Consider the following 21,878-nt stretch of genomic DNA (forward strand, 5'->3'; position numbering starts at 1 on the left):
ACGAGCCGGGCGGGACTAACTCAGAACAGCTGCCAGTCGTGTGCGCCGTCCTGCTGGGTGTACCAGCCGCCGTCGGTGTTCTTGATGACCACCGGGTCGCCGCTGCCGAACGTGTCGAAGAACCATTTGGCGTTGGCAGGGCTGAGGTTGATGCAGCCATGGCTGACATTCGAGCTGCCCTGCGAACCCACCGACCAGGGCGCACTGTGGACGAAGATGCCGCTGTTGTCGATGCGGACGGCGTCCTTGACCTTGATCTTGTACCCCTCGCCGGACGGGTCGTCGACCGGGACACCGTAGGTCGAGGAGTCCATCACGATGTCGGCGAACTTCTCCAGCACGTAGTAGGTGCCGTTCTTGGTGTCATAGCCGGTCTTGCCCATCGAGACGGGGAAGGTCTTGACCAACTCGCCGTTGATCATGACTTCCATCTGCTTGGTCGCGTTGTCGATGGTCGCGACCTGGGACTCGCCGACACGGAAGCTGGATTTGGTGCCCGCGGCGTCGATGTTGACGATCGTGTGGGCCGGCCAGAAGTCCTGCGGGCGCCACCGCACCTGCTTGTCGCTGATCCAGTAGAACCGGCCGGGCACCGGCGGGTTGGACGAGATGTGGATCGCGCTCTCCGCGAGCGGGCGGTTGGCGATGGGCCGCTGGAAGTTGATGATGATCGGCTTGGCCACGCCGACCAGTGCTCCGTCGACGGGGTTGAAGGACGGTGGCACGAACGGCGGCTGCCCGACGAACGGGGTCGGGTTCTGTCCGGCCGGCGTGTCCTCGGGGATGGGCATGGCCTCTCCGGGGATGACCGCCAGCGGATCGGCTGCGGCGGAGACGCCCGGCGCGGACGGCACCGCGGCGACCGGCGCCGTCGGGTCCACCGGCGCCGCCGGGTCCACCGGCGGCGGCACGGGTGCAACTCCGGGTTGCGCGAGTGCCGACGGGGCGCTCAGCGTCAGCACGGCGACCACCGCTGATGCCATCGTCACGGCGAACCACCGCAGATTGTTGCGCTGCCGCATACATACCTCCAGTTCAGCGACTGCACCCCAGTGTGGCACAGCCGTTTGTTCGATCAGCCGCCCGTAAACACCGTCGACGCCCTGACCTGCACGGATCATCGCCCTCCGGCAGCCGGGCGTTACCTGCGGCGCATTGACGGTCGTAGGCTCGGCCCATGATCGTGGCGTTTTCCCTCAGTCCTGCCGGCGCCGACGACACCGGCGGAGTCAGCGAGGCGGTGGCCGAAGCCGTCCGGGTGGTGCGGGCATCCGGGCTGCCCAACGAGACGAATGCGATGTTCACCAACATCGAGGGCGAATGGGACGAGGTCATGGCCGTCGTGAAGCAGGCCGTCGACGCCGTGGCGGCCAAGTCACCCCGGGTCAGCCTGGTTCTCAAAGCCGACATCCGGCCGGGCTACACCGGCCAGCTGGAAGCGAAAGTGCAGCGCATCGAGGACGCGCTGGGCTGACGTCTGCCGGTCAGGACCGGACCAGGCGCGCAATCGCCGCGGACGCCTCGGCGAGCTTGGCGTCGGCCTCGGCGCCGCCGGCCGCGACCGCATGACTCACGCAGTGACCCAGGTGCTCCTCGAGCAGGCCCAGCGCCACCGACTGCAACGCGCTGTTCACAGCACTGATCTGGGTGAGGACGTCGATGCAGTACTTGTCCTCGTCGATCATCTTCGCGATCCCGCGCACCTGACCCTCGATGCGGCGCAGCCGCCGCGCGTAGTTGTCCTTCTGCGCCGAATACCCGTGTGGTGCTTCCGGCTCCGGTGACGCGGTGTCGGTCGGTTCAGTCACGGGAGCCGGATTGCTCGCTTCGCTCACGGGAGCTCCTTCTGTAGCTGTCCCATCCGTTCGATCTCGGCTTCCTGGGTCGCCACCATGAGTTTGTCGAACTCCGCGGCGATCTGCTCGGCCGGCGCGCATCCCCGTGCCGCCGTCCCTGTCATGCGACCAGCCTACCGGTACCCTACGGGGGTATCGGTAATGGTTTGGCCGGTGCAAACACCGGGCGCATAATCGATAGATGCCCTCAGGATCTGATATCAAGCCCCGCAGTCGTGACGTCACCGACGGACTGGAGAAGGCCGCCGCGCGCGGCATGCTCCGCGCGGTCGGCATGGGCGACGACGACTGGGCCAAGCCGCAGATCGGCGTCGGTTCGTCGTGGAACGAGATCACGCCCTGCAACATGTCGCTGCAGCGACTGGCCCAGTCCGTCAAGGGCGGCGTGCACGAGGCCGGCGGCTTCCCGCTCGAGTTCGGCACCATCTCGGTGTCCGACGGCATCTCCATGGGCCACGAGGGCATGCACTTCTCGCTGGTCTCCCGTGAGGTGATCGCCGACAGCGTCGAAACCGTGGTGCAGGCCGAGCGCCTCGACGGCACCGTGCTGCTGGCCGGCTGCGACAAGTCGATCCCCGGCATGCTGATGGCCGCGGCGCGCCTGGATCTGGCGTCGGTGTTCTTCTACAACGGCTCGATCATGCCGGGCACCGCCAAGCTCACCGACGGAACCGAGAAGGAAGTCACGATCATCGACGCCTTCGAGGCGGTCGGGGCGTGCGCCCGTGGGCTGATGTCGCGCGAGGACGTCGACATCATCGAACGCGCCATCTGTCCCGGCGAGGGCGCCTGCGGCGGCATGTACACCGCCAACACCATGGCCTCGGCTGCCGAAGCGCTGGGAATGTCGTTGCCCGGCAGCGCCTCTCCGGTGGCCATCGACAAGCGCCGCGACGACTTCGCCCGCCGCTCCGGTGAGGCTGTCGTCGAGATGCTGCGCCGCGGGATCACCGCGCGCGACATCCTGACCAAGGAGGCATTCGAGAACGCGATCGCGGTGGTGATGGCGTTCGGCGGTTCCACCAACGCCGTGCTGCACCTGCTGGCGATCGCCTACGAGGCCAACGTGAAGCTCACGCTGGAGGACTTCACCCGCATCGGGCAGAAGGTTCCGCACCTGGCCGACGTGAAGCCGTTCGGGCGCCACGTGATGAAGCACGTCGACGAGATCGGCGGCGTGCCGGTGGTGATGAAGGCGCTGCTGGATGCCGGTCTGCTGCACGGGGACTGCCTGACGGTCACCGGTCAGACGATGGCCGAGAACCTCGCCCACATCGAGCCGCCGGACCCCGACGGCAAGGTGCTGCGCGCGATGAACAACCCGATCCACCCCACCGGCGGCATCACGATCCTGCACGGGTCGCTGGCGCCGGAGGGTGCGGTGGTGAAGTCGGCCGGCTTCGACTCCGATGTGTTCGAGGGCACCGCAAGGGTTTTCGAGCGTGAGCGGGCCGCGCTGGACGCACTCGAGGACGGCACCATCACCCACGGCGACGTCGTCGTCATCCGCTACGAGGGCCCCAAGGGCGGCCCCGGCATGCGCGAGATGCTGGCCATCACCGGCGCGATCAAGGGCGCCGGGCTGGGCAAGGACGTGCTGTTGATGACCGACGGCCGGTTCTCCGGCGGCACCACCGGCCTGTGTGTCGGCCACATCGCGCCCGAGGCCGTGGACGGTGGACCGATCGCGTTCGTCCGCGACGGGGACCGGATCCGGCTCGACGTCGCCAACGGCACGCTGGACATCCTGGTGGACAAGGACGAATTCGAAGCCCGCAAAGCGGGATTCGAGCCGCTGCCGCCCCGCTACACCACCGGTGTGCTGGCCAAGTACACCAAGCTGGTGGGGTCGGCTGCCGTCGGCGCCGTCTGCACCTAGGTCAACCTGTCCAGGAGGTCACCGGCGAAAGCGCGTCGTCTCCCCCAGCTCCGCGCGGGGCACCCGCAGCGTGTTGACTCGTGCGGACTCGTCGGCGTAGCCGAATGAGATGCCCATCAACAGCTTTCGCCCGGTGACACCGAGCTCGGCCCGCACGGTGTCGGCGTAGAACGAGAGCAACGCCTGCGGGCACGACGCGATGCCGTACGCGGTCATCGCGAGCAGTAACGTCTGGGCGTAGATGCCCATGTCGGCGGCGATCCGCGCCTCGGTCTCGGCCGGGGCGAACAGCATCGCCACGTGCGGCGCTCCGTAGAACCGCAGGCTCTTGGTGTTGTAGCCCTCGAGCAGGTCGGTGGCTTCCCGCGCGATGCCGAGGGTGCCGTAGAGCTGCGCCCCGAACTCCGCACGCCGGGTCGCCAGCACGCCCTGGAAGAGGCCCTCCTGGTACGGGAAGTCGACCGACTGTGCACCGGTCGCGTGGGCCGCGACGAGCGCATCGGCGAGCCGATCCCGGGCCGACCCGCTGACCACCTCGACGTGCCACGGCTGGGTGTTCGAGTTGGACGGCGCGTGGTTGGCCAGGGCGAAGACCGCGCGCATCGTGTCGTCGGGCACCTCGTCGGGCAGGAACGCCCGGGTCGCGCGCCGGCTGCGGATCACGTGATCGACCGATTCGCTCAGTGCGGTCGTCGACATCATGGGAAACCTCCTCAAGTACACGGTTGCGTTTACCAAAGAGGACCCTAGCGATCTTCCGCCCCGATGTAAACGCTGACGTATACTTTTCGGCATGGAGACATCTCGCGGTCGCGGCGGACGGGAGCGCATTCTGGCCGCCGCCACTGCTCTGTTCGAGTCCCAGGGCATCACCGCGACCACCATGGAGCAGATCGCCGCTGCGGCCCCGGTGTCCAAACGCACGCTCTACGTTCACTTCCCCGCCAAGGAGGACCTCGTCGTCGCGTACCTGCGGCACCTCTCCGACGCCGGCCTGACGATGGAGAGCATGCTCGACCGCCAGGACCTGCCGGCCCGCGACCGCGTCATGGCGCTGTTCCGAGTGCACCGGTTCGATGGGCCCGTGCGCGGGTGCCCGTTCACCGCGGCCGCGACGGAATTCCCCGACCCCCAGAGCCCGCCCCACGCATATACGCGAGAACGTAAGCAACAGTTCACTTCTCGGATCTCCGAACTGCTCACGGAGCTCGGGGCGCGCGACGCCGACCGACTGGCCGAGCAGCTGGCCATCCTCGCCGACGGAGTCGCGGGACGAGCCATGGTCTTCGACGATCCGGACCGCGGTGACTACGCCCGGGAGGCCGCCGAGACGCTGCTCGAGGCCGCGCTGCGCTAGGTGAGCGTCGGAGCGGGGTCGCGGCTGAACACCAGCCGGCCGTCCCGCCACAGGGCCGTGCCGACGTGTGCGCCCCGTTCGGGGGCGCCGGCGACGAAATGCTGGACCCGTCGGAGGGATGCGGTCAGAGGGCGGCCCACCTCGATCGTGACGGGCGGCAGCCCCAGCGCCCGAGCGGGAGTGGTCGACACCAGATCCACGGCATCGGTGAGCGGCACACCGTGCTCAGACGAGAGCACGTGCGGTGCCGAATACAGCGCCGAGGGCAGGTAGTCCGAGCAGAGCACGTCGCACACCCCTGCCGAGATCGCCTCGGCGGCAAGGATGTTGCCCGACGATGTCGATCTGCCGCGCACGGCGTTGGGAGCGCCGAGCACCACCGTCATACCGAGTTCGTGCGCGCGGCGAGCGGCGGCCGTGGTGAGCGGAAACTCCGCGATCCGTGCGCCCAGGGCGAACGCTTCCTCGATGTGTTCGGCGGTGCGGTCGTCGTGAGTCGCCAGCGCGATGTCACGACTGTGCGCCAGCGCTGCGACCTGACTGCGACGCTCGGCGATCCTGCCCAGCTGGACGGCATCGACAGTGAAGATCTCTTCGACCTCTGCTTCGGAGATGCCCCAGTCCTGGGCGTAGAACGCTTGGGTTTCCGCGAGACTGGCGAACCGGCTGCGTTGGATCGATGTCTCGATCACCGAGATCAACGCCACGCGGGTCGACGCTGCCAGAACACTTTCGAGCGCGTCCACCGAGCCTTCGTCGGTCAGCTCGACGCGGGCGTGGATGCGCCAGTCGCAGCACAACATCGGCGCGAGCTCTTCGAGCACCGCGGCCAGCACCGCCGCGTCGGCGATCGCGATGCCCTTGCGCGGCGAGTCCTCACAGCGCGCGGCGATGCAGACCGTAGCGATCCCGGCGGCTGCGCATTCGGCGTCGAGTACCGAGATGACCGTCGCGTGATCGAGGGAGACGGTCGCGCGGGGCCGGCGCCGTTGCAGGAGGTTGTCCAGGTGCAGATCCACACCGCCGGGGACGAGGTACCGGTCGTGGGCGGCCACCTGGTCGGGGATGATCTCGTCGACCCGGCCGTCGTTGTCGAGCACGACAACCGCGTCGCGGATCGCGTCGCGGCGGATGCCCGGGATGACGGTCACGCCTTCGATCACCGTGTGGGTCATGACATTCTCTCCTGTCCACGATCGCGCAGCACGCTGCGATCGACGTTCACGTCAGGTCCACCGTGAATTGCACGTGGTCGCCGCGGAAACGGTGCCGCACCGCTGCGATGGGCGTGGCGCCCAGATCGACGTTGATGCCCCGCATCTCCAAGATCGCTGCCCCCACGCGAACTCGAAGCTGCTCCGCCTCTCCGGGTTCGGCCAGGACAGCGACGAATGTACGTGAGGCCCGGCGCATGCGAACGCCGTAGGCGTCGTGCAGATAGTCGAACAGCGAAGTGTCACCGGCCCATTCGAGTTCGACCCGGGGGAAGAACTCAGTGGGGATCGCGGTCGTCGACACCGACCACGGCTCGCCGTCGACCCACCGCAACGTCCGGCAGATGAAAAGCGGGCGTTCGGTCTGCAGCAGCGACTGCGTGACCGGTTCGTCGGCGATCTCGGTCGAGAGCACCGTGATGCCCACCCGATGGCCCGCACTGACCATCGTGCGGGTGAAGCTGGCGTCGCGTCCTGCCGATATGTCGTAGCGCACCCGCGGGATCGCGACGAAAGACCCCTTCCCACGCACGGTTTCGATGAGGCCACGCTGGTTCAGTTCGTCGAGTGCGCGTCGTACCGTCAGCCGGTTGACGTCGAACTGCGCCGACAGCTCCGCTTCGCTGGGCAATTTGTCGCCGGGCTTCGCCTCGGAGATCAGCCGCGTCTCGAGCACGTGGCACAGCTGGCGGTACAGCGGCTGTTCGGCGTACCTGTTGATCGCAGGGCTGGTCATCGGTTCCCGTCCGAGAGAATCCGCCGCCGGATCGCGGCGGACACGCGTTCGAAGGCGACGACGACAACCAGGATGGCCAGGATGATGGTGGCCGCCTCGTCGTAACGCAGCAGCGTCATCGACGTCGCGAGCTCGATGCCGATGCCACCGGCGCCGACCAGGCCGAGCACCACCGACGAGCGCGCCGAGGATTCCAGCGCGAACATCGACGTCGTGACGAACGACGGTGTGCAGGCGGGCAATACACCGCCGGCCAGAACCCCGAAGCGGGACGCACCGAGCGCTTGCAACCCTTCGATGCGTCCGGGATCGATGTCCTCGATGCTCTCGGCGAAGAACCGCCCGCAGAAGCCCATGACGTCGACGGCGATGGCCAGGACACCGGCCTCGGGTCCGAGTCCCACGGCGATGACGAAGATCAGCCCCCACACCAGGTCGGGGATGGTTCTGCTGACAGTGATGACGCCTCGGCTCAGGCCGTACAACGACCAGTGCGGGGTGGTGTTGCGAGCGGCCAGCACTGCCAGAGGAACGCTGAGGAGCACGCCGATGGCCGTGCCGAGCAGGGCCATCTCGACCGTCACCAGCAGAGCCTTGAGAATGGGACCGAGACGGTCGGTGTCCGGTGGGACCGCGGAGGACAGGAAGTCGCCGAGTCGAAACACACCGGTGGCCAGGGAATCCGGCCGCACGGCCGCCCCTTGTGTCCATCCGTGCGCGAGCAGCCCACCGACCACCAGAATGATGACCAGCGTCAGCAGGCTGGGGCGTCGCATCCGCGGCGGCGGCTGCCCGCCGACCCGGCCCGACGGAGCCGTGGTCGTCACGCGGCACCGTCGGCGAAGATCCGCGCCAGTTGGGCGGAGTCGCATTCCGCGGTGGGACGATCGAGACTGACTTTCCCGTCCTGGAGACCGACCACCCGGTCGGCGTAGCGCAAGGCCAGGTCCATCTGGTGCAGGGCCATGACGACGGTGACGTGGCGTTCGATGGCGATCGACCGCAACAGTTCCATCACCGCAATCGCCGACGCGGGATCCAGGCTCGCCACCGGTTCGTCCGCCAGCACGATGGTCGGCTGCTGCATGAGCATCCGCGCGATCGCGACCCGCTGCTGCTGACCGCCCGACAAGGTGTCCACGCGGCGCTCGGCCATGCTGTCCAGCCCCACCCTCTCGAGGTTGGCCATGGCGTCCCGGCGCACGTGCGACGGACTGGTCAGCGGCCAGGCACAGCGCACTCCGTGGCGCCCCATGGCACCGTGAATCACGTTGTGCAGGACGGAGAGCCGCGGTATCAGGTGGAACCGTTGGAACACGAATCCGATCTCACTGCGGACACCACGCAGCTGCCGTCTGGAGGTGGAGGTGATGTCGGTCCCGCCCAGGTTCACCGTTCCGGCGGTCGGCTCGACCAGTCGAACGAGACACCTCAGCAGAGTCGATTTGCCGGCCCCGTTCGTACCGATCAGCGCAACCGTCTCACCCTGGCGCACATGCAGATTCACACCGGCGAGCACCTTGTCCGCACTGCGGCGATAGCGCAGCTCGAGTTCGTCGACCCGAATCGCGATCTCGGATCCTGCGCGCCGGCCGGCTTTCGCAGACGCGGACAGTTCGACGGGGACGGCCATGTCAATCGCCGAGGAAGTCGGAGAAGTCGTCGACGCCGACGGCCTGGTACATCGACCGCACCCGGTCGTAGTCGCCGTCGTTCACCTCGACCAGTTTCGCGTTGGCGAACTTGGCGTTGTCCTTACCCTCGAGCATGGCGCCCAACAGCTCGTCGAAGTTCTCGTCGAACGTGGACTGGATGGTCTGAATCGTCTGCGGATCCAGGCCTTCTCGTCCGACCAGGAGGTCAGGCGGCAGGATGGGGCCTTCCTCGATCAACCGGTAGGCCGCGGGATCGTCGGTGGCCATGAACTCTTCGTAGTCGTGGCAGCCGATGCCGACGGCGTCGACGTCGCCCCGCTGCAGCGCCGCGTGCACGGCGTCTCCGACGGTGAGCACCTCCACGTCCGAGGTGGGTTCGACGCCCGCATCCTTGAGCATCTGCGCAGGACCGAGATGCCCACTGGTGGAGCCCACGTCGGACATGGCGATCTTCTTGCCCCGCAGTGCGGCGAGATTGTCGATCCCGGTGTCGGCGCGGGTGTAGATGCACGATCGGTACCCGTCCCGCTCGATCGCGACAATCGGTTCGGCACCGGTGCGCTCGTGGATCACCACGTATTCGGCCGGTCCCGTGAAGACGACGTCCAGGCGGTCGGCCTGCAATGCCGCTGCCGCGGCGGTGCGATCGTTGACTGCGAAGAACTCCACCTCGACTCCGGACTTCTCCTCGAATACCGCCTGAAATGCGCCGTATTCGCGTTGGAGTTCTTCCAAGCCCTGCAGGTCGGTGACGGCCAGTCGGATGGTGCCTGCCTGCTCTTCCTCGCTGGGTTGGCTACTACACCCGACGGCGAGCGCCGCGGCGGACAACAGCACAACAGCTCCTGTGACGACCTTGCGTCCGGACATCGATTGTTCCCATCTGTTGGCCCCCGTCGATTGCTGTGTACTTGTGTAGATAGCAACGGCGACGTGCCGGTTAACGGAGATCGACCTTCAGCGCAACGTCACGCGGCCACCGTCGACGGTCGTTCGGCGCCTTCGGACTGCGGTGAGGTTTGGCCGCCCGGAAGACGGGCACCGTACGGGCATGGCCGACAACAAGCCGAGCGTCTGGCCGAGCCTGCTGCTGGGGCTCGGCTTCGGTGGCTTCATCGACGGGATCGTGCTGCACGAGATTCTGCAGTGGCACCACATGATCAGCGACACGGAGTCACCGGACACCCTGACAGGTCTTCAACACAACGTCATGGCCGACGGGTTCTTCCACGTCGGCACCTGGCTGCTGGTGATGGCCGGGTCGATCGGCACCGTGGTGTCCTGGCGGCGTGGTGATCTCGCCCCGAGCTGGTCCTTCCACTTCGGACTGCTGCTGGCCGGGTGGGGGATCTTCAACGTCGTCGAAGGCACCGTCGACCACCTGCTGCTGGGCGTCCACCACGTGCGCGACGACCTCGGCGCGCCGTTGTCCTGGGACATCGGGTTCCTGGTGTTCGGGGTGCTGCAGATCATCGTGGGGTGGTTGCTGTACCGCCGCGGCGTCGGCAACCTCCCTTCCCGGCCGCTGGCGGCAACGCGATCTTGACACCGGCCTGCCCCTAGAATGTCGCCGTACCGGCGAACATCAGGCGGAGGTGAGGCGTGGCCGCAGCGTTCCCTGATGCCGCGACGCTGGACAGCGTTCTCGACCTCGCCGCGCGCGCCCCATCAGCCCGGAACGCGCAGCCGTGGCGGTGGCACGTCGACCACCGGGGCGTGCAGCTGTTCGCCGATTGGGACCGCCGACTCGGCGAGAGCGACTCCGACCGGCGTGACGTCGTCCTGAGCTGCGGCGCCGTTCTACACCACTGTGCGGTCGCGTTCTCCGCGGCGGGCTGGTCCAGCCGCATAGTTCGCTTGCCGGAGGACGGTGTCCTCGCCACCATCGCGCTCGAGCAGCGGACGCCGGGCAGCGGCAACCTGGAGCTGGCGGAGGCGATCGTGCGTCGCCGTGCGGACCGGCGACCGTACCTCGGCTCGCTGCCCGCCGGAACGATCGAACTGCTCATGCTGCGCGCGGAGCGCTTCGGCGTCCGGCTGGCCGTGGTGCCCACCGTCCGATGGGCCCGCATCGGTGACACCGAGTTCGCGCTGCGTTACGGCGACGACGCACCGGGGCATCCCGGCGACGACGCCGCCATGCTCGTGCTGGCCACCGATACCGACGACGACGGAGCGCGGCTGCGTGCCGGCGAGGCGATCAGTCACCTGACGCTGTCGGCGGCCGCGCTGGGCCTGGCGTCGTGTCCGTTGACCCTGCCGCTGCACGACATGCGCGACCGCCTGGCGTTGGCGTGTGAGGTCTTCGACGCCGAGGCTCACCCCCAGGCCTTGCTGCGGCTCGGCGTGCAGGCCGTCGGCGACCCGCTGCCGCCGGTGGAACGTCGATCCGTAGCGGAGACAACCACTTTCGACCTGAACTGACGGCGCTTCCCTACGTGCCCTTGACCGACAGCACGCGTTTGCGCAGCCCTTTGGTGGCGGTGTCCATCAAACCGTTGGCACCCTTGCGGATCAGGAATCCGGGCAGCGGCACCGTGGTGTCGACGGTCAGCTCCAGCCGCACGCGGGTGCCGTTCCCCTCCGGGGTCAGCGTGTAGCGGCCGTCCTGCGCCTTCTGCTGTGCGGAGCTCACCAGCGTCCAGCCGACGCCGTCCTCGTAGACCTCGTAGTCGAGCACCTGTTCGTCACTGATGCCGACGATTTTGACGACCTGCCGGGAGCGCTTCGGCCGGCCCTGGTCGTCGCGTTCGAGGATCTCGACGCGCTCATGAGCCGAGGACCAGTCGGGCAGCGTTTCGAGGTCGTACAGCACCGCGAGAATCTCCTCGGGTGTCGCCTCGATGAGAATCTCACGGGACTCGGTGATGGCCATGGCGGGCGATTAGCCCGGCGGTCGCCGATCGAAACCCGCGCTCACGGTCGTCCGGTGCCCGGCGGTGCGGTCTTGCTCTGCCCTGCGGATTGCGCGACGGCCATCTGCTCGATCCGCCGCAATGCCAGCGCCAGCACCGGCAGATACGCCGGGCCCCACAGCGGTGCGCTCATCCAGGCGCGACACTGCTGACCGCCGGGTTCGACACCGTGCCGGGTGGCCGGCACCCCGGCGACCCGCCACCCCCACACCCGGCCGGGGTCGAGTTCGCTGATCATGAACGGCAGCGGAACACCCACCGGCGTCCACACCTTGCCCGTCGCGCCCAGCTCGAAGCCCGGCCCGTCCAACGACGCGCCCGACACGGTGGGGCCCCAGCGTGGCCAGGCGTCGAGGTCGACGAGGATCTGCCACACCGTGTCGGCGGGCGCCCGGATGTCTCTACTCACCGTCCACATCCGGGCGGTGTACCCACTACGTGACGATCGCGATCGCGAAGCCGTCCCAGCCTTTGGCGCCGACGGTCTGAATCGCGGCGGTGTCGAGCCGGGGGTGGGCGCCCATCATGTCGAACATGGCGCGCACGGCATGTGCCTGCCGGTCCTCGGGTTGCGGATCGAGCACCCGGCCGTTGCGGGCGATGTTGTCGACGACGATGACGGTGCCTGGGGCGCCCAGCTCGACGGCCCACTCGACGTAGGCGACGTTGTTCTCCTTGTCGGCGTCGATGAACACCAGACCGAACGGCTCCCCGCCCTGCAGGGTGGGCAGAGTATCCAGTGCCGCACCGACTTTGATGTCGACGCGGTCGCCGACCCCGGCGCGCTCGAGGTTGCGGCGCGCCACCTCGGCGTGGGCCGGTTCGAATTCCAGCGTGGTCACCGATCCCTCGGGGCCGACGGCACGGGCCAACGCGATCGTGCTGTATCCGGCCAAGGTGCCGATCTCCAGCACCCGGCGGGCACCGGCGATGCGCACCAACAAGGACAACAGCTTGGCGTGCTGCGCCGAGACCTCGATCGCGGGCATGCCCGCGGCGTCGCCGGCCTCGCGGGCGGCACGCAGTGCGTCGTCCTCGGTGTGCAGGACGCGGGTGAACAGGTCGTCGAGAGAACCCCAGTCGGGCGCGGTCACGGTGTCGACGCTACTTCACCCCTTCCCTCGCGTACACCACACGCAGCACGTGAGCCACCTCGGCGCCCATCACCGCGCCGGCGAGTTCGCAGAACGTCGCGACGAACTCATGTCCGTGCGGCGGATCCGCATCACCCAGATGATGGGCAATCTCGTGCAGCACCACCAACTCTCGCAGCGCCCAGCCACTGCGCTCGTCGGGGACCGCGATCACCGCGCCGCGCTCAGTGCACTCGTAGTGCGCGGCGCTCACTCCGCGCCGGGCCCGCACCCGCAGCGGCTGCGCGTCCGGCCAGCGCTGCCGCACCGCGGGCAGAGCCAGCACGTCGTCGACATAGGACTGCACCGTGGCAGCCGAACCGAACCGCGCCTCCGGCGGCAGCGTCAGCATCGTGCCGAAGAACTCCACCGCGGGGTTGCCGCGCTCGGCCGCCCGATCGAACATGGTGCGCACGAATTGCTCTGCGGCGTAGACCTTTGCGCGCTGGCTGTCGCGGGTCACTTCTCCAACGCGGAGCGAGCGCCCGCGAGCTCGGCGTCACCACCGAGCTTGGCGCGACGCCCCGCCCTGTCCCCCGCGCGCCGAGCCGCCGACGAGTATCCGGCCGTGGCGCTGGTGGCCCGCCACGTTCCCCGGGCCCGTGAGGTCTGGCTGTAGTAGTCCTTGAGCTCGAGATCCTTGTTGCGCAACGCAATCGCGGTGCCCGGCGCACTGGTCGGGCTTGCGGTGGCTTCCGCGCGGGCCTGCTCCCGGGCTTCGGCGAGCCGCTGCCCGACCCGGGCACCGAACGCGAGCTGGAAGTTGATCCGCGCGGTGATGGTCGGCGTCGGCCGGTGCGCGCCCGAGGCGATGTACTCGTTGGACGCCCGCACCATCTGCATGACCAGGCTGGTATACAGCGCGTGGGTGGCGTCGATGTCCTCGGCGAAACCGTAGGCGTAGACGAACGTCGAGTTGGACGCGATATCGCATTTGACGTCGTTGGCCGCGGCGATCAGCACGAACAACTGCACATAGGTACGCAACCCGCGCGTTCCGGCCTCACCGATGGTGATGGTGCGCTGCACCGGCGCCTGGGCGGCGGTGCGTTGGGCACTGTGACTACGCGCGACCGCGAGGTCGATCGAGGTCGCGGTGGCCAGCCGCTGTGCGGCGGCCATGAACGCCTCGGCTTCATGCGGATTGTCGGTGCCTTCGGCCTGTCGCAACAGCGCGGCGATACGGGCCAGCATCTTCTCGTCAGTACTCATGCCCGCGACCCTAGAGAGCAGCTACGACGAACCATCGCCAACCGATTCCTCTGTCCCCACAACCGGATTGATCCACAACCTATTTACCGACGAACCCGTCGAGGGCCTCGACGACCTGCGGCGACAACGGCTCCTTCTTGGCGTAGTTGGCGATGGCGTCGGTCGGGTCGTCGCGCAGCACATGGTTGACGCCGGTGAGCTCGACCAGCGTCAGGTCGGTGTGGCTCAGCGCCTCGGCCAGCGGGCGTACGGCGTCGCAGCGGGCTTGGCTGTCGGAGTCCGAGCACGTCAGCAGTACCGGCGTGCCGGCAGGCACCGCCGCGGCGAGCGCCAGCGGGTCGATCTTGTCGGCTTCGGCGACCGCGGCGACGTTGCCGCGGTTCACGATCGCGGTCAGCCCGTCGGGCAGGTTCTCCGGCACGGTGCCGGTGTTGCGGATCTGTTCGACTGCCGCACGCCAGGTCGCGATGGTCTCGGGGGCTCCGTCGGTTTCGACGCGGGTGGTGATGATGTCGAGGTAGCGGCCGGGCATCGGTTGAAACAGCCCGAGCGAGTGGATCTTCGGAGCCTCGGGGGCGGTGTCACCGGCGAGCGCCAGCGCGTGGATGGTGCCTTCTCCCAGCCCGTAGACCGACAGGCGGTCGTCGTCGGTGCCGGGCTGCTCGGCCAAAAACTTGACGGCGGCCTTCGCGCCCGTGGTGTACACCGCGCTGACGACTGCGTTCGGGTCCTCCGCGTAGCGGCCCAGCCCCGTCCGGCCGGTGCCGACCTTGTCGTAACGCAGGCTGGCCACATCCCGCTCGGACAGCAGTTCCGCGAGCTGCCGCATGTTGCCGATCGGGCCGGCGACCTGGTTGTCGCCGTTGCGGTCGGTGTTGCCGCTCTCGGAGATGAGCAGCGCGGCGGGGCCGGTCTGTTCGCCGCGGTGCCGGTAAGTGCCGTGCACGGTCAGCCCGTCGGCGTCGAACGTCACCTCCTGGTCGGTCCAGGACGCGCTCTCCGGCTCCGACGAACACCCGCCCACCAACCCGACGGCAGCCGAAATCAGCAGTGCTCCAATAATTCTCACAGTCTCGACTCGATCCAGCTGGTCACGTCGCCGAGCACGGCGACCTGTTCGGGCTCGTTGAACACCTCGTGGTAGAGCCCCGGGTAGACCTTCAGCTGCACGTCGGTGGAGCCGACGCACTCGACGAGCCGCCTGCTTCCCTGCACCGGGATCAACCGGTCCTGCTCGCCGTGGACCACCAGCAGGGGTGCGGTGATCGCCGCGGCCCGGCGCGGCATGGTCTCGCCGACCCCGATCAGTGCGCGTGCCACGCCGGCCGGCAGCCTGCCGTGATGCACCAGCGGGTCGTTCTCGTAGGCAGCGACGACCTGGGGGTCGCGCGACACCGCGTCGGCGGGCAGTTTCTCGACGGGCAGTCCGGGTGCGATGCGGCCGACGATCTTGGCCATGGCGACCTTCGCCCGCGACACCGACGCCGCTGCGTCGACCGCCGGCCCGGACAGCACCATCGCGCGGTAGTCGTCGGGGTGTTCGACGCCGTAGGTGAAGGCGATCGCGCCGCCCATGCTGTGCCCGACGACGATGCGCGGGAGGTTCGGGTGCTCACGCGCGGCGATGCCGACGAGGGTGTGGAAGTCGTTGGCGTACTCGGCGATGTCGCGCAGGTAGACGCGTTTGCCGCCGGAACGGCCGTGGCCGCGGTGGTCGAGCGCATAGGTGATCAGCCCGGCGGCGCCGAAGCGCGCGACGACGTGGTCGTACCGGCGCGCGTGCTCGGCGTAACCGTGGGCGAGGATCACCACACCGCGTGCGTCGGCTGCGGCGGGCGTCCACACGTCGTAGACGATCTCGATTCCACCGACTCCGTGGAATCTGTGTTCGCTGTGGGTCACGGCCATTGCGGCCAGCCTATCGGGCACCCGCTAAACCGGCCGTCGTCGGGCGCTGTGTTTGTCGGCCCGACTGCGTAAGCTGCCCCTCGTGACCGTTTCGGCAGTTCACAGCAGCACCGAGGATGACTTTCTCGCCGACGCGCAGCAGTATCGGCGAGAGTTGTTGGCGCACTGCTACCGCATGACCGGCTCGCTGCACGATGCCGAAGATCTGGTTCAGGAGACCTTCCTGCGGGCCTGGAAGTCGTATGCGAAGTTCGAGGGCAAGTCCTCGGTGCGCACGTGGCTCTACCGCATCGCCACCAACACGTGCCTGACCGCCCTGGAGGGGCGTCAGCGCCGCCCCCTTCCCAGCGGGCTGGGCCAGCCGGCGTCCGACCCGACCGGCGAGATCTTCGACCGCCGCGAGATCACCTGGCTCGAACCACTGCCGGACGCACACCGCGAGGACCCGTCGGACCCGTCGGTCATCGCCGAATCCCGCGAGTCGGTGCGGTTGGCGTTCATCGCTGCGCTGCAACACCTTCCGCCGCGCCAACGTGCAGTGCTGGTCCTGCGCGAGGTGCTGCAGTGGAAGGCCGCCGAGGTGGGCGCGGCAATCGGCACATCGACCGCGGCCGTCAACAGCCTGCTGCAGCGGGCGCGGGCGCACCTCGACGAGGTACAGCCGGACCTGGACAGCACCGCCCTGGAATCCGGCTCCCCGGAGGTCGCCGACCTGCTGGCCCGCTACACCTCGGCATTCGAGGATTACGACATCGACCGGCTCGTCGAGCTGTTCACCGACGAGGCGGTCTGGGAGATGCCACCCTTCGACGGCTGGTACCAGGGCCCGCAGAACATCGTCACCCTGTCGAAGACGCACTGCCCGGCCGAGAAGGCCGGCGACATGCGGTTTCTGCTCACCACCGCGAACGGTCAGCCGACGGCGGCGCTGTACCTGCTCAACCCCGTATCCGGGCGCCACGAGGCGTTCCAACTGCACGTCATCGATGCGCGTACCGACGGCATCGCCCACGTCGTGGCGTTCAAGGAAGACGGGTTCTTCACCAAGTTCGGTCTGCCCGAGGCTCTCGACTGAACGGTCACCGCCGCGACCGGCGTCGTTGTCGGTCACCGAAGCCACACCTAGGCTGGCAACGACACTTCGGAGGAGTGACCGCATGACCGCCAGCCGCAGCACCACCGTCGATATCCGGCGCGCCGAGGACCGCGCTGCCACGACGATCGACTGGCTGGACTCCAAGCACTCGTTCTCGTTCGGCCACCATTACGAGCCGGACAACACCCACCACGGGCTGCTGCTGGTCAACAACGACGACATCGTCACGCCCGGGGCCGGGTTTGAGACTCACCCCCACCGCGACATGGAGATCGTCACCTGGGTGCTGCGCGGGTCGCTGGTGCACCAGGATTCGACCGGCAACGCGGGGGTCATCTACCCCGGGCTGGCGCAGCGCATGTCGGCAGGCCGGGGCATCCTGCACTCCGAGAAGAACGACTCGTGGACGCTGACCGGCGAACCGTCCCACAGCGAGCCTGTGCGTTTCGTGCAGATGTGGGTGGCCCCCGATGAGACCGGCCTCGACCCGGGCTACCAACAGCTCGAGATCGACGACGAACTGCTGACCGGCAATCTGGTGACCATCGCCTCAGGCATGGCCCGGCACCGCGACACCACTGCGATCACCATCGGTAACCGGGACGCCGCCCTGCACGGCGCACGCCTGGCCGCCGGGCAGAGCGTCACGCTGCCCGAAGCGCCGTATCTGCACCTGTTCGTCGCCCGCGGCCAGGTCGAACTGGAGGACGCCGGCCCGCTCGGCGAGGGCGATGCCGTGCGGTTCACCGCCTCGGGCGGCCAACGGGTCACCGCGACCGAGCCCGCCGAAATCCTGATTTGGGAGATGCATGCCGGTCTCGGTGCGACGTAAAGGTTTTGGGGCGCTGGCGATGTGCGCCGCACTGCTCGCCGGCTGCGGACAGCAGCCGCCGGAACCCGAACCGGACACCTCGACCAGCGCCACACCGGCGCCGACCTCCGCGCGTCCCGCCGCCGGCAGCCGGCAGGTGCTCGTCGGCGTGCCGACCGAGTTGGCCGCCGCACCGTTCGACGAGCACCGACGGGCGGTGATCCCGAACGGATGGACGATGTCGGTGTGGGCCCGCACCCCGCGCCCCCGGCTGGCCGCCTGGGCCCCCGACGGCACCCTGCTGGTCTCGGTACCGAGCGCCGGCACCGTGCTGCGCTTCACCCCGACCGAGGACACCGGCGAGGAGAGCGTGCTGCTCGACGGTCTGGACCAGCCGCACGGGCTGGCCTTCGACGGGTCGACTCTCTACGTCGCCGAGAGCGATCAGATCGTCGCCTACGACTACACCGCCGGCGCGGCGACCGGACAGCGCGTGATCGCCGGCGGGCTGCCCGACGACCGCAGTCCCGACCTGCGCGGCGCCTACGCCCACGCGCTCAAGAGCGTGACCGTCGGGCCCGACGGCGCGGTCTACTTCTCGATCGGTTCGACCGGCAACGTCTCCGCGGAGGACCGCACCGCCGACCCGCCGCGCGCCGTCATCATGCGCGTTCCGCCCGGCGGTGGACCACCCGAGCCGTTCGCGACCGGGGTGCGCAACGGCACCGGTCTGGCGACCGCGCCCGACGGCGCGATCTGGACCGCGAACAACGGCCGCGACAACGTGGCGTTCCCCGAGCCGGGCCCCAACTACGGTCGGGTCCTCGACGACTACGTCGGCGACCATCCGCCCGAGCAGATCGCCCGGCTCACCCCGGGCCGCGAGTTGGGCTGGCCGTACTGCAACTCCGACGGCGGACCGGCCGATCTGCCGTTCATCCGCGACGTGCAGACCAACCCGGACGGAGAACGGATGGACTGCTCGGCGCTGCCCGCGGTCGAGCAGTCGATGGGTGCACACTCGGCGCCGCTGGGAATGAGCTTCGCCGACGGCGGACTGCCCGAGCCGTATGCCCGCGGTGCGCTCATCGGGGTTCACGGGTCATGGAACCGTCAGCCGCCACGCGAACCCGAGGTGTCGTTCTACCCGTGGCGGGACGGCGGGTTGGGTGACCAGCAGACGTTGGTGGGGGGCTTCCAGGCCGAGGACGGGTCCCGCTGGGGACGTCCGGTGGCCGCCGTTGTCGGCCCGGACAGTGCCGTCTACATCACCGACGACAGCGCCGATGCCATCTACCGACTGGCGCCGCCCGCCTGACGTCTGTTTGCTAGCGGCCCTGCGCCGGGCGGGCCGTCACCGGTTTAGGAATTCTGCCGCGCCGGTCGGGCGGTCGTCAGCCTGCGACACTTACGCAACAGCAACCTCACCAGTCACAGAAACTGCGGCCGTTCGGTGATTCACGTGAAACATTGCTGTTATTCGACAGTTATCAAAGTTGACACTGGTGTCAATGTGACTAGTGTTGTTCTGCCCGAGTCGTTTGCTGAAGCCATGACGTGAGGAGCTCCGGTGAACCGTGTCGTCGTCGCATCGCGCCGCGCCGCCGCCGGTATCCGGACGCTCGCCGTGGTCTTCGTCGTGACGGTCGCGGCGATCCTGGCCGCTCCCCCGGCGTCAGCAGCCGACGCCCGGGAGTTGCTGGCCGCGGCGATCGCCAACACGCGCGGCTCCTATCTCGTCTACAACTTCGGTTCCGGTTTCCCGGCGCCCATGCAGAACGCGGCCGGGCACTGGTACGAGATGAACAACGGCGGCCGGCTGATGATCATCAAGGCAGCCTCCGCGCGATTGGCGCCGCGGCTGCTGGCCGACTCGCACACCGGTTACCAGGCGCGCTGCGAGCGCGATCCGCGGGCGCGCACCTCGGAAGGCTTGTGGCAGGCCTCCGAGATCTACTCACCGCTGCAGGCCTGGCAGGCGCTCGGGCAGCCGACCATCGCGATCAACGCGAACTTCTTCGACGTGCGCGGCCAGCAGGGCGGTTCGTGGAAGACCACCGGCTGCAGTTCCCCGCTCGGCGCCTACGTCGACAACACCGGCGGCCTCGGCCGCACCAACACCAAGGTCACCGGCACGCTGGCCTACGCCGGCAAACAGGGACTGTCCGGCGGCAACGAGAACTGGATGGCCCTGTCGACGATGGTCCTGCCGGTCAAGGGTGCGCCGTTCGTGGTGTCACCCAAGAGCGACGACGACTACGACGCCGCGACACCGGTCATCGCCGGTCTGCTCGACAAGGGCACCCGGTTCGTCGCGGTCGCCGGCATCGGGCTGCTGGCCCCCGGCGACACCGGACAGCTCAACGACCCGGGCCCCAGCGCGGCGCGCACCGCGCTGGGCTACGTCCGCGACCGCGACGAGATGTACGTGTTCCAGGGCGGCAACTACACGCCCGACCAGATCCAGGACCTGTACCGCGGCCTGGGCAGTGACACCGCGGTGCTGCTGGACGGCGGCGGCTCGTCGGCGATCGTGCTGCGCCGCGACACCGGCGGCATGTGGGCGGGTGCCGGCGCACCACGCGGGTCCTGCGACACCATGGCGGTGCTGTGCGATTCCCGCGAGCGCGCACAGCCGGCGTGGCTGGCGTTCAACTAAAGCGCCCCCAGCGCGGCCGAGCGCGTCGCGCCGACGTAGCCGGCGCCGAACAGCGCGACGTGCGCCAGTAGCGGGTACAGCTGGTGCACGCCGATGCGATCACGCCACCCGGGCCGCAGCGGATGCTCGCTCTGATATCCGGCCAGCACCGCGTCCAGATGCGGGCACCCGAACAGCGCCAGCATCGCCAGATCGGTCTCCCGGTGACCGCCGTGCGCCGCCGGGTCGATCAGAACCACCCCGCCGGCGGTCCACATCACGTTGCCGCTCCACAGGTCACCGTGCAGTCGGCACGCGACGTCATCGTCGTCGAAATCCCCGGCGCTACAACGGTTCGCGACCTCGTGCACCGTCTGCGCGGTGGCCGGGTCCAGACGCGGGGCGGCGTGCTCGAGCATCGGCAGGATCCGGTGCTCGGCGTAGAACCGACCCCACGACGTCTCGTGGGTGTAGCTCATCGGCAGCGGCTGCTCCAGCGGACCGAAGAACCCCATCGGCCCGGTCCATCCGGTCGGCGGCGCGCCGAAGCCGTCCGCGCCGGCGGCATGGGTCCGGGCGAGCCGGACACCGAACTCACGGGCCGCCGCGACGGTGGGCGCGACGGACGTCAGCCGCTCCAACGTGAGCGCGTGGTCGTCGACGGCGAGCACCTGCGCGCACGGCACACCACCGTCGGCCGACGACAGCCACCGCAGGCCGGCGGCCTCGCAGGCGAAGAAGCCGCGCGGAGCTGCCGCGCTGCGCTTGACGAACTGCATCACGCCTCGCCGCCTCGCCCGAACCAGAAGATCGCCGCGCTGACGGCGACGATCACCGCGGCCAGCCCGATGATCGGCGCCACGGTGATCCGGGTCAGCGTCGCGCCCACCACCGCGCCGGCGCACATCGTGAGAACCACGGTGTAGCGCAGCTTCTCGCCCTGCCCGCTCCCCCCGGCCAACCGGCTGTCGAAACCCAGGCCGACGATCGTCGACGTCAGCACCGTGGTGGACAGCTCCTGGATGCCGAACTGGCGCGCCGTCGCATTCTGGTTGCCGAACGCCACCGCCAGACCCGCGATCAGCCACAGCTTCGAATCGTCGCGGTAGTCGAGCACCCCGGTTCCGGCGAGCACCGCCAACACCGCCAGCAGCACCATCTCGGCACCGAGCGCGGTGACCAGCCAGCGTCGCACGTGGTGGTCCAGATGCCGCGAAAAACGCCCTCCGGCAATGGTTCCCACGACGAAGCCGGCGAACGCCACGATCGCGGCGGTCAGGTCCACTCCGGAGTGCGGCACGAACCAGAACCCGAGGAAGATCACGTTGCCGGTCATGTTCGCGACGAACACGTGACCGAGGACCAGGACGCTGACCGCGTCGACCAGACCCGTGGTGAAGGTCAGCAGCAACAACGCGGTGACGGTCAGCCGCCGCGACACCGGAGACGGTAGTGCCACGGCGACCGA

27 protein-coding genes are annotated in these 21,878 nt (G+C 68.7%); 9 read left to right on the top strand and 18 right to left on the bottom strand.

Features of this window, described 5'->3' with window-relative positions:
• Nucleotides 1-20: 20 nt before the first annotated feature.
• Entirely contained in the window at nt 21-1,022 is a 1,002-nt protein-coding gene (locus ACQI46_RS15205; protein WP_427094850.1) for a L,D-transpeptidase family protein, read from the bottom strand.
• A gap of 155 nt (nt 1,023-1,177) precedes the next feature.
• On the opposite strand from ACQI46_RS15205, the gene ACQI46_RS15210 reads away from it, so the two are divergent.
• Nucleotides 1,178-1,474, top strand: a complete 297-nt coding sequence (locus tag ACQI46_RS15210) for a thiamine-binding protein (protein ID WP_427094851.1) — start codon at nt 1,178-1,180, stop codon at nt 1,472-1,474.
• Nucleotides 1,475-1,484: 10 nt separating this feature from the next.
• Here the strand turns inward: ACQI46_RS15210 and ACQI46_RS15215 are convergent, their stop codons facing one another.
• Nucleotides 1,485-1,808: a metal-sensitive transcriptional regulator gene (locus ACQI46_RS15215; protein WP_427095071.1), complete on the bottom strand. Its 324-nt coding sequence runs from the start codon at nt 1,806-1,808 to the stop codon at nt 1,485-1,487.
• A 23-nt stretch (nt 1,809-1,831) separates the two neighbouring features.
• The gene (locus ACQI46_RS15220) at nt 1,832-1,960 is read right to left on the bottom strand and encodes a hypothetical protein (RefSeq protein ID WP_427094852.1); all 129 of its coding nucleotides are present in this window, start codon (nt 1,958-1,960) and stop codon (nt 1,832-1,834) included.
• Nucleotides 1,961-2,037: 77 nt separating this feature from the next.
• On the opposite strand from ACQI46_RS15220, the gene ilvD reads away from it, so the two are divergent.
• A complete protein-coding gene (gene ilvD, locus ACQI46_RS15225; RefSeq protein WP_427094853.1) occupies nt 2,038-3,735 on the top strand; it encodes a dihydroxy-acid dehydratase in 1,698 nt (565 codons plus the stop codon).
• Nucleotides 3,736-3,753: 18 nt separating this feature from the next.
• Here ilvD and ACQI46_RS15230 read toward each other — a convergent pair whose 3' ends face one another.
• Nucleotides 3,754-4,437 carry a nitroreductase gene (locus ACQI46_RS15230; RefSeq protein WP_427094854.1) on the bottom strand — a complete coding sequence of 228 codons (684 nt, stop codon included), beginning with the start codon at nt 4,435-4,437 and terminating at the stop codon, nt 3,754-3,756.
• Nucleotides 4,438-4,528: 91 nt separating this feature from the next.
• Between ACQI46_RS15230 and ACQI46_RS15235 the strand changes: the two genes are divergently transcribed.
• A complete protein-coding gene (locus tag ACQI46_RS15235) occupies nt 4,529-5,092 on the top strand; it encodes a TetR family transcriptional regulator (protein ID WP_427094855.1) in 564 nt (187 codons plus the stop codon).
• Here the strand turns inward: ACQI46_RS15235 and ACQI46_RS15240 are convergent.
• The 5 genes from ACQI46_RS15240 to ACQI46_RS15260 are packed head-to-tail and all read right to left on the bottom strand — an operon-like array spanning nt 5,089 to nt 9,567.
• Complete coding sequence (locus ACQI46_RS15240; protein ID WP_427094856.1) at nt 5,089-6,267, bottom strand: alpha-D-ribose 1-methylphosphonate 5-triphosphate diphosphatase; 1,179 nt, start codon at nt 6,265-6,267, stop codon at nt 5,089-5,091. The genes ACQI46_RS15235 and ACQI46_RS15240 overlap by 4 nt on opposite strands.
• Before the next feature lie 46 nt (nt 6,268-6,313).
• The gene (locus tag ACQI46_RS15245; RefSeq protein ID WP_427094857.1) at nt 6,314-7,042 is read right to left on the bottom strand and encodes a GntR family transcriptional regulator; all 729 of its coding nucleotides are present in this window, start codon (nt 7,040-7,042) and stop codon (nt 6,314-6,316) included.
• Entirely contained in the window at nt 7,039-7,869 is an 831-nt protein-coding gene (gene phnE / locus ACQI46_RS15250; protein WP_427094858.1) for a phosphonate ABC transporter, permease protein PhnE, read from the bottom strand. Before phnE ends, ACQI46_RS15245 begins: the two co-directional genes overlap by 4 nt.
• Entirely contained in the window at nt 7,866-8,675 is an 810-nt protein-coding gene (gene phnC, locus ACQI46_RS15255; RefSeq protein WP_427094859.1) for a phosphonate ABC transporter ATP-binding protein, read from the bottom strand. The genes phnE and phnC overlap by 4 nt, the downstream gene beginning before the upstream one ends.
• 1 nt (nt 8,676) lies before the next feature.
• Nucleotides 8,677-9,567, bottom strand: a complete 891-nt coding sequence (locus ACQI46_RS15260) for a phosphate/phosphite/phosphonate ABC transporter substrate-binding protein (protein ID WP_427094860.1) — start codon at nt 9,565-9,567, stop codon at nt 8,677-8,679.
• 181 nt (nt 9,568-9,748) lie between these two features.
• On the opposite strand from ACQI46_RS15260, the gene ACQI46_RS15265 reads away from it, so the two are divergent.
• Nucleotides 9,749-10,243 (top strand): DUF2243 domain-containing protein, encoded by a 495-nt coding sequence (locus ACQI46_RS15265; RefSeq protein ID WP_427094861.1) that lies wholly within the window; start codon nt 9,749-9,751, stop codon nt 10,241-10,243.
• A 56-nt stretch (nt 10,244-10,299) separates the two neighbouring features.
• Nucleotides 10,300-11,121 carry a nitroreductase gene (locus ACQI46_RS15270; RefSeq protein ID WP_427094862.1) on the top strand — a complete coding sequence of 274 codons (822 nt, stop codon included), beginning with the start codon at nt 10,300-10,302 and terminating at the stop codon, nt 11,119-11,121.
• Nucleotides 11,122-11,131: 10 nt separating this feature from the next.
• Here the strand turns inward: ACQI46_RS15270 and ACQI46_RS15275 are convergent, their stop codons facing one another.
• The 7 genes from ACQI46_RS15275 to ACQI46_RS15305 all read right to left on the bottom strand — a co-directional run bounded on the left by ACQI46_RS15275 (nt 11,132) and on the right by ACQI46_RS15305 (nt 15,865).
• The gene (locus ACQI46_RS15275) at nt 11,132-11,572 is read right to left on the bottom strand and encodes an SRPBCC family protein (RefSeq protein ID WP_427094863.1); all 441 of its coding nucleotides are present in this window, start codon (nt 11,570-11,572) and stop codon (nt 11,132-11,134) included.
• Between the two features lie 41 nt (nt 11,573-11,613).
• Nucleotides 11,614-12,030, bottom strand: a complete 417-nt coding sequence (locus ACQI46_RS15280; RefSeq protein ID WP_427094864.1) for an SRPBCC family protein — start codon at nt 12,028-12,030, stop codon at nt 11,614-11,616.
• 16 nt (nt 12,031-12,046) lie between these two features.
• The gene (locus ACQI46_RS15285; protein ID WP_427094865.1) at nt 12,047-12,706 is read right to left on the bottom strand and encodes an O-methyltransferase; all 660 of its coding nucleotides are present in this window, start codon (nt 12,704-12,706) and stop codon (nt 12,047-12,049) included.
• A gap of 10 nt (nt 12,707-12,716) precedes the next feature.
• Nucleotides 12,717-13,208, bottom strand: a complete 492-nt coding sequence (locus tag ACQI46_RS15290) for a TIGR04338 family metallohydrolase (RefSeq protein WP_427094866.1) — start codon at nt 13,206-13,208, stop codon at nt 12,717-12,719.
• Nucleotides 13,205-13,957, bottom strand: coding sequence for a DUF2786 domain-containing protein (locus ACQI46_RS15295; protein ID WP_427094867.1), 753 nt, complete (start codon nt 13,955-13,957; stop codon nt 13,205-13,207). Before ACQI46_RS15295 ends, ACQI46_RS15290 begins: the two co-directional genes overlap by 4 nt.
• Before the next feature lie 79 nt (nt 13,958-14,036).
• Nucleotides 14,037-15,026 carry a hypothetical protein gene (locus ACQI46_RS15300; RefSeq protein WP_427094868.1) on the bottom strand — a complete coding sequence of 330 codons (990 nt, stop codon included), beginning with the start codon at nt 15,024-15,026 and terminating at the stop codon, nt 14,037-14,039.
• Nucleotides 15,023-15,865 (bottom strand): lysophospholipase, encoded by an 843-nt coding sequence (locus ACQI46_RS15305; RefSeq protein WP_427094869.1) that lies wholly within the window; start codon nt 15,863-15,865, stop codon nt 15,023-15,025. The genes ACQI46_RS15300 and ACQI46_RS15305 overlap by 4 nt, the downstream gene beginning before the upstream one ends.
• A 52-nt stretch (nt 15,866-15,917) precedes the next feature.
• Between ACQI46_RS15305 and ACQI46_RS15310 the strand changes: the two genes are divergently transcribed.
• The 4 genes from ACQI46_RS15310 (at nt 15,918) to ACQI46_RS15325 (ending at nt 20,431) form a co-directional block, all read left to right on the top strand.
• Nucleotides 15,918-16,940 carry a sigma-70 family RNA polymerase sigma factor gene (locus ACQI46_RS15310; protein WP_427094870.1) on the top strand — a complete coding sequence of 341 codons (1,023 nt, stop codon included), beginning with the start codon at nt 15,918-15,920 and terminating at the stop codon, nt 16,938-16,940.
• Nucleotides 16,941-17,022: 82 nt separating this feature from the next.
• Nucleotides 17,023-17,793, top strand: coding sequence for a pirin family protein (locus ACQI46_RS15315; protein ID WP_427094871.1), 771 nt, complete (start codon nt 17,023-17,025; stop codon nt 17,791-17,793).
• A complete protein-coding gene (locus tag ACQI46_RS15320; RefSeq protein ID WP_427094872.1) occupies nt 17,771-19,090 on the top strand; it encodes a PQQ-dependent sugar dehydrogenase in 1,320 nt (439 codons plus the stop codon). The genes ACQI46_RS15315 and ACQI46_RS15320 overlap by 23 nt, the downstream gene beginning before the upstream one ends.
• A gap of 309 nt (nt 19,091-19,399) precedes the next feature.
• The gene (locus ACQI46_RS15325; RefSeq protein WP_427095072.1) at nt 19,400-20,431 is read left to right on the top strand and encodes a phosphodiester glycosidase family protein; all 1,032 of its coding nucleotides are present in this window, start codon (nt 19,400-19,402) and stop codon (nt 20,429-20,431) included.
• On the opposite strand, the gene ACQI46_RS15330 is transcribed toward ACQI46_RS15325, so the two are convergent.
• Together ACQI46_RS15330 and ACQI46_RS15335 are read right to left on the bottom strand one after the other, a co-directional pair.
• The gene (locus ACQI46_RS15330; protein WP_427094873.1) at nt 20,428-21,192 is read right to left on the bottom strand and encodes a fructosamine kinase family protein; all 765 of its coding nucleotides are present in this window, start codon (nt 21,190-21,192) and stop codon (nt 20,428-20,430) included. The genes ACQI46_RS15325 and ACQI46_RS15330 overlap by 4 nt on opposite strands.
• Nucleotides 21,189-21,869 (bottom strand): YoaK family protein, encoded by a 681-nt coding sequence (locus tag ACQI46_RS15335; protein WP_427094874.1) that lies wholly within the window; start codon nt 21,867-21,869, stop codon nt 21,189-21,191. The genes ACQI46_RS15330 and ACQI46_RS15335 overlap by 4 nt, the downstream gene beginning before the upstream one ends.
• Between the last annotated feature and the right edge of the window lie 9 nt (nt 21,870-21,878).

Source organism: Mycobacterium sp. SMC-4, assembly GCF_050205565.1.
GTDB lineage: Bacteria > Actinomycetota > Actinomycetes > Mycobacteriales > Mycobacteriaceae > Mycobacterium.

Bases quoted from the DNA above. Each gene is read 5' to 3' on its own strand.
- ACQI46_RS15205 (WP_427094850.1), bottom strand. From the start codon at position 1,022: ATGCGGCAGCGCAACAATCTGCGGTGGTTCGCCGTGACGATGGCATCA.
- ACQI46_RS15210 (WP_427094851.1), top strand. From the start codon at position 1,178: ATGATCGTGGCGTTTTCCCTCAGTCCTGCCGGCGCCGACGACACCGGC.
- ACQI46_RS15220 (WP_427094852.1), bottom strand. From the start codon at position 1,960: ATGACAGGGACGGCGGCACGGGGATGCGCGCCGGCCGAGCAGATCGCC.
- ilvD (WP_427094853.1), top strand. From the start codon at position 2,038: ATGCCCTCAGGATCTGATATCAAGCCCCGCAGTCGTGACGTCACCGAC.
- ACQI46_RS15230 (WP_427094854.1), bottom strand. From the start codon at position 4,437: ATGATGTCGACGACCGCACTGAGCGAATCGGTCGATCACGTGATCCGC.
- ACQI46_RS15235 (WP_427094855.1), top strand. From the start codon at position 4,529: ATGGAGACATCTCGCGGTCGCGGCGGACGGGAGCGCATTCTGGCCGCC.
- ACQI46_RS15240 (WP_427094856.1), bottom strand. From the start codon at position 6,267: ATGACCCACACGGTGATCGAAGGCGTGACCGTCATCCCGGGCATCCGC.
- ACQI46_RS15245 (WP_427094857.1), bottom strand. From the start codon at position 7,042: ATGACCAGCCCTGCGATCAACAGGTACGCCGAACAGCCGCTGTACCGC.
- phnC (WP_427094859.1), bottom strand. From the start codon at position 8,675: ATGGCCGTCCCCGTCGAACTGTCCGCGTCTGCGAAAGCCGGCCGGCGC.
- ACQI46_RS15260 (WP_427094860.1), bottom strand. From the start codon at position 9,567: ATGTCCGGACGCAAGGTCGTCACAGGAGCTGTTGTGCTGTTGTCCGCC.
- ACQI46_RS15265 (WP_427094861.1), top strand. From the start codon at position 9,749: ATGGCCGACAACAAGCCGAGCGTCTGGCCGAGCCTGCTGCTGGGGCTC.
- ACQI46_RS15275 (WP_427094863.1), bottom strand. From the start codon at position 11,572: ATGGCCATCACCGAGTCCCGTGAGATTCTCATCGAGGCGACACCCGAG.
- ACQI46_RS15280 (WP_427094864.1), bottom strand. From the start codon at position 12,030: ATGTGGACGGTGAGTAGAGACATCCGGGCGCCCGCCGACACGGTGTGG.
- ACQI46_RS15295 (WP_427094867.1), bottom strand. From the start codon at position 13,957: ATGAGTACTGACGAGAAGATGCTGGCCCGTATCGCCGCGCTGTTGCGA.
- ACQI46_RS15305 (WP_427094869.1), bottom strand. From the start codon at position 15,865: ATGGCCGTGACCCACAGCGAACACAGATTCCACGGAGTCGGTGGAATC.
- ACQI46_RS15315 (WP_427094871.1), top strand. From the start codon at position 17,023: ATGACCGCCAGCCGCAGCACCACCGTCGATATCCGGCGCGCCGAGGAC.
- ACQI46_RS15320 (WP_427094872.1), top strand. From the start codon at position 17,771: ATGCCGGTCTCGGTGCGACGTAAAGGTTTTGGGGCGCTGGCGATGTGC.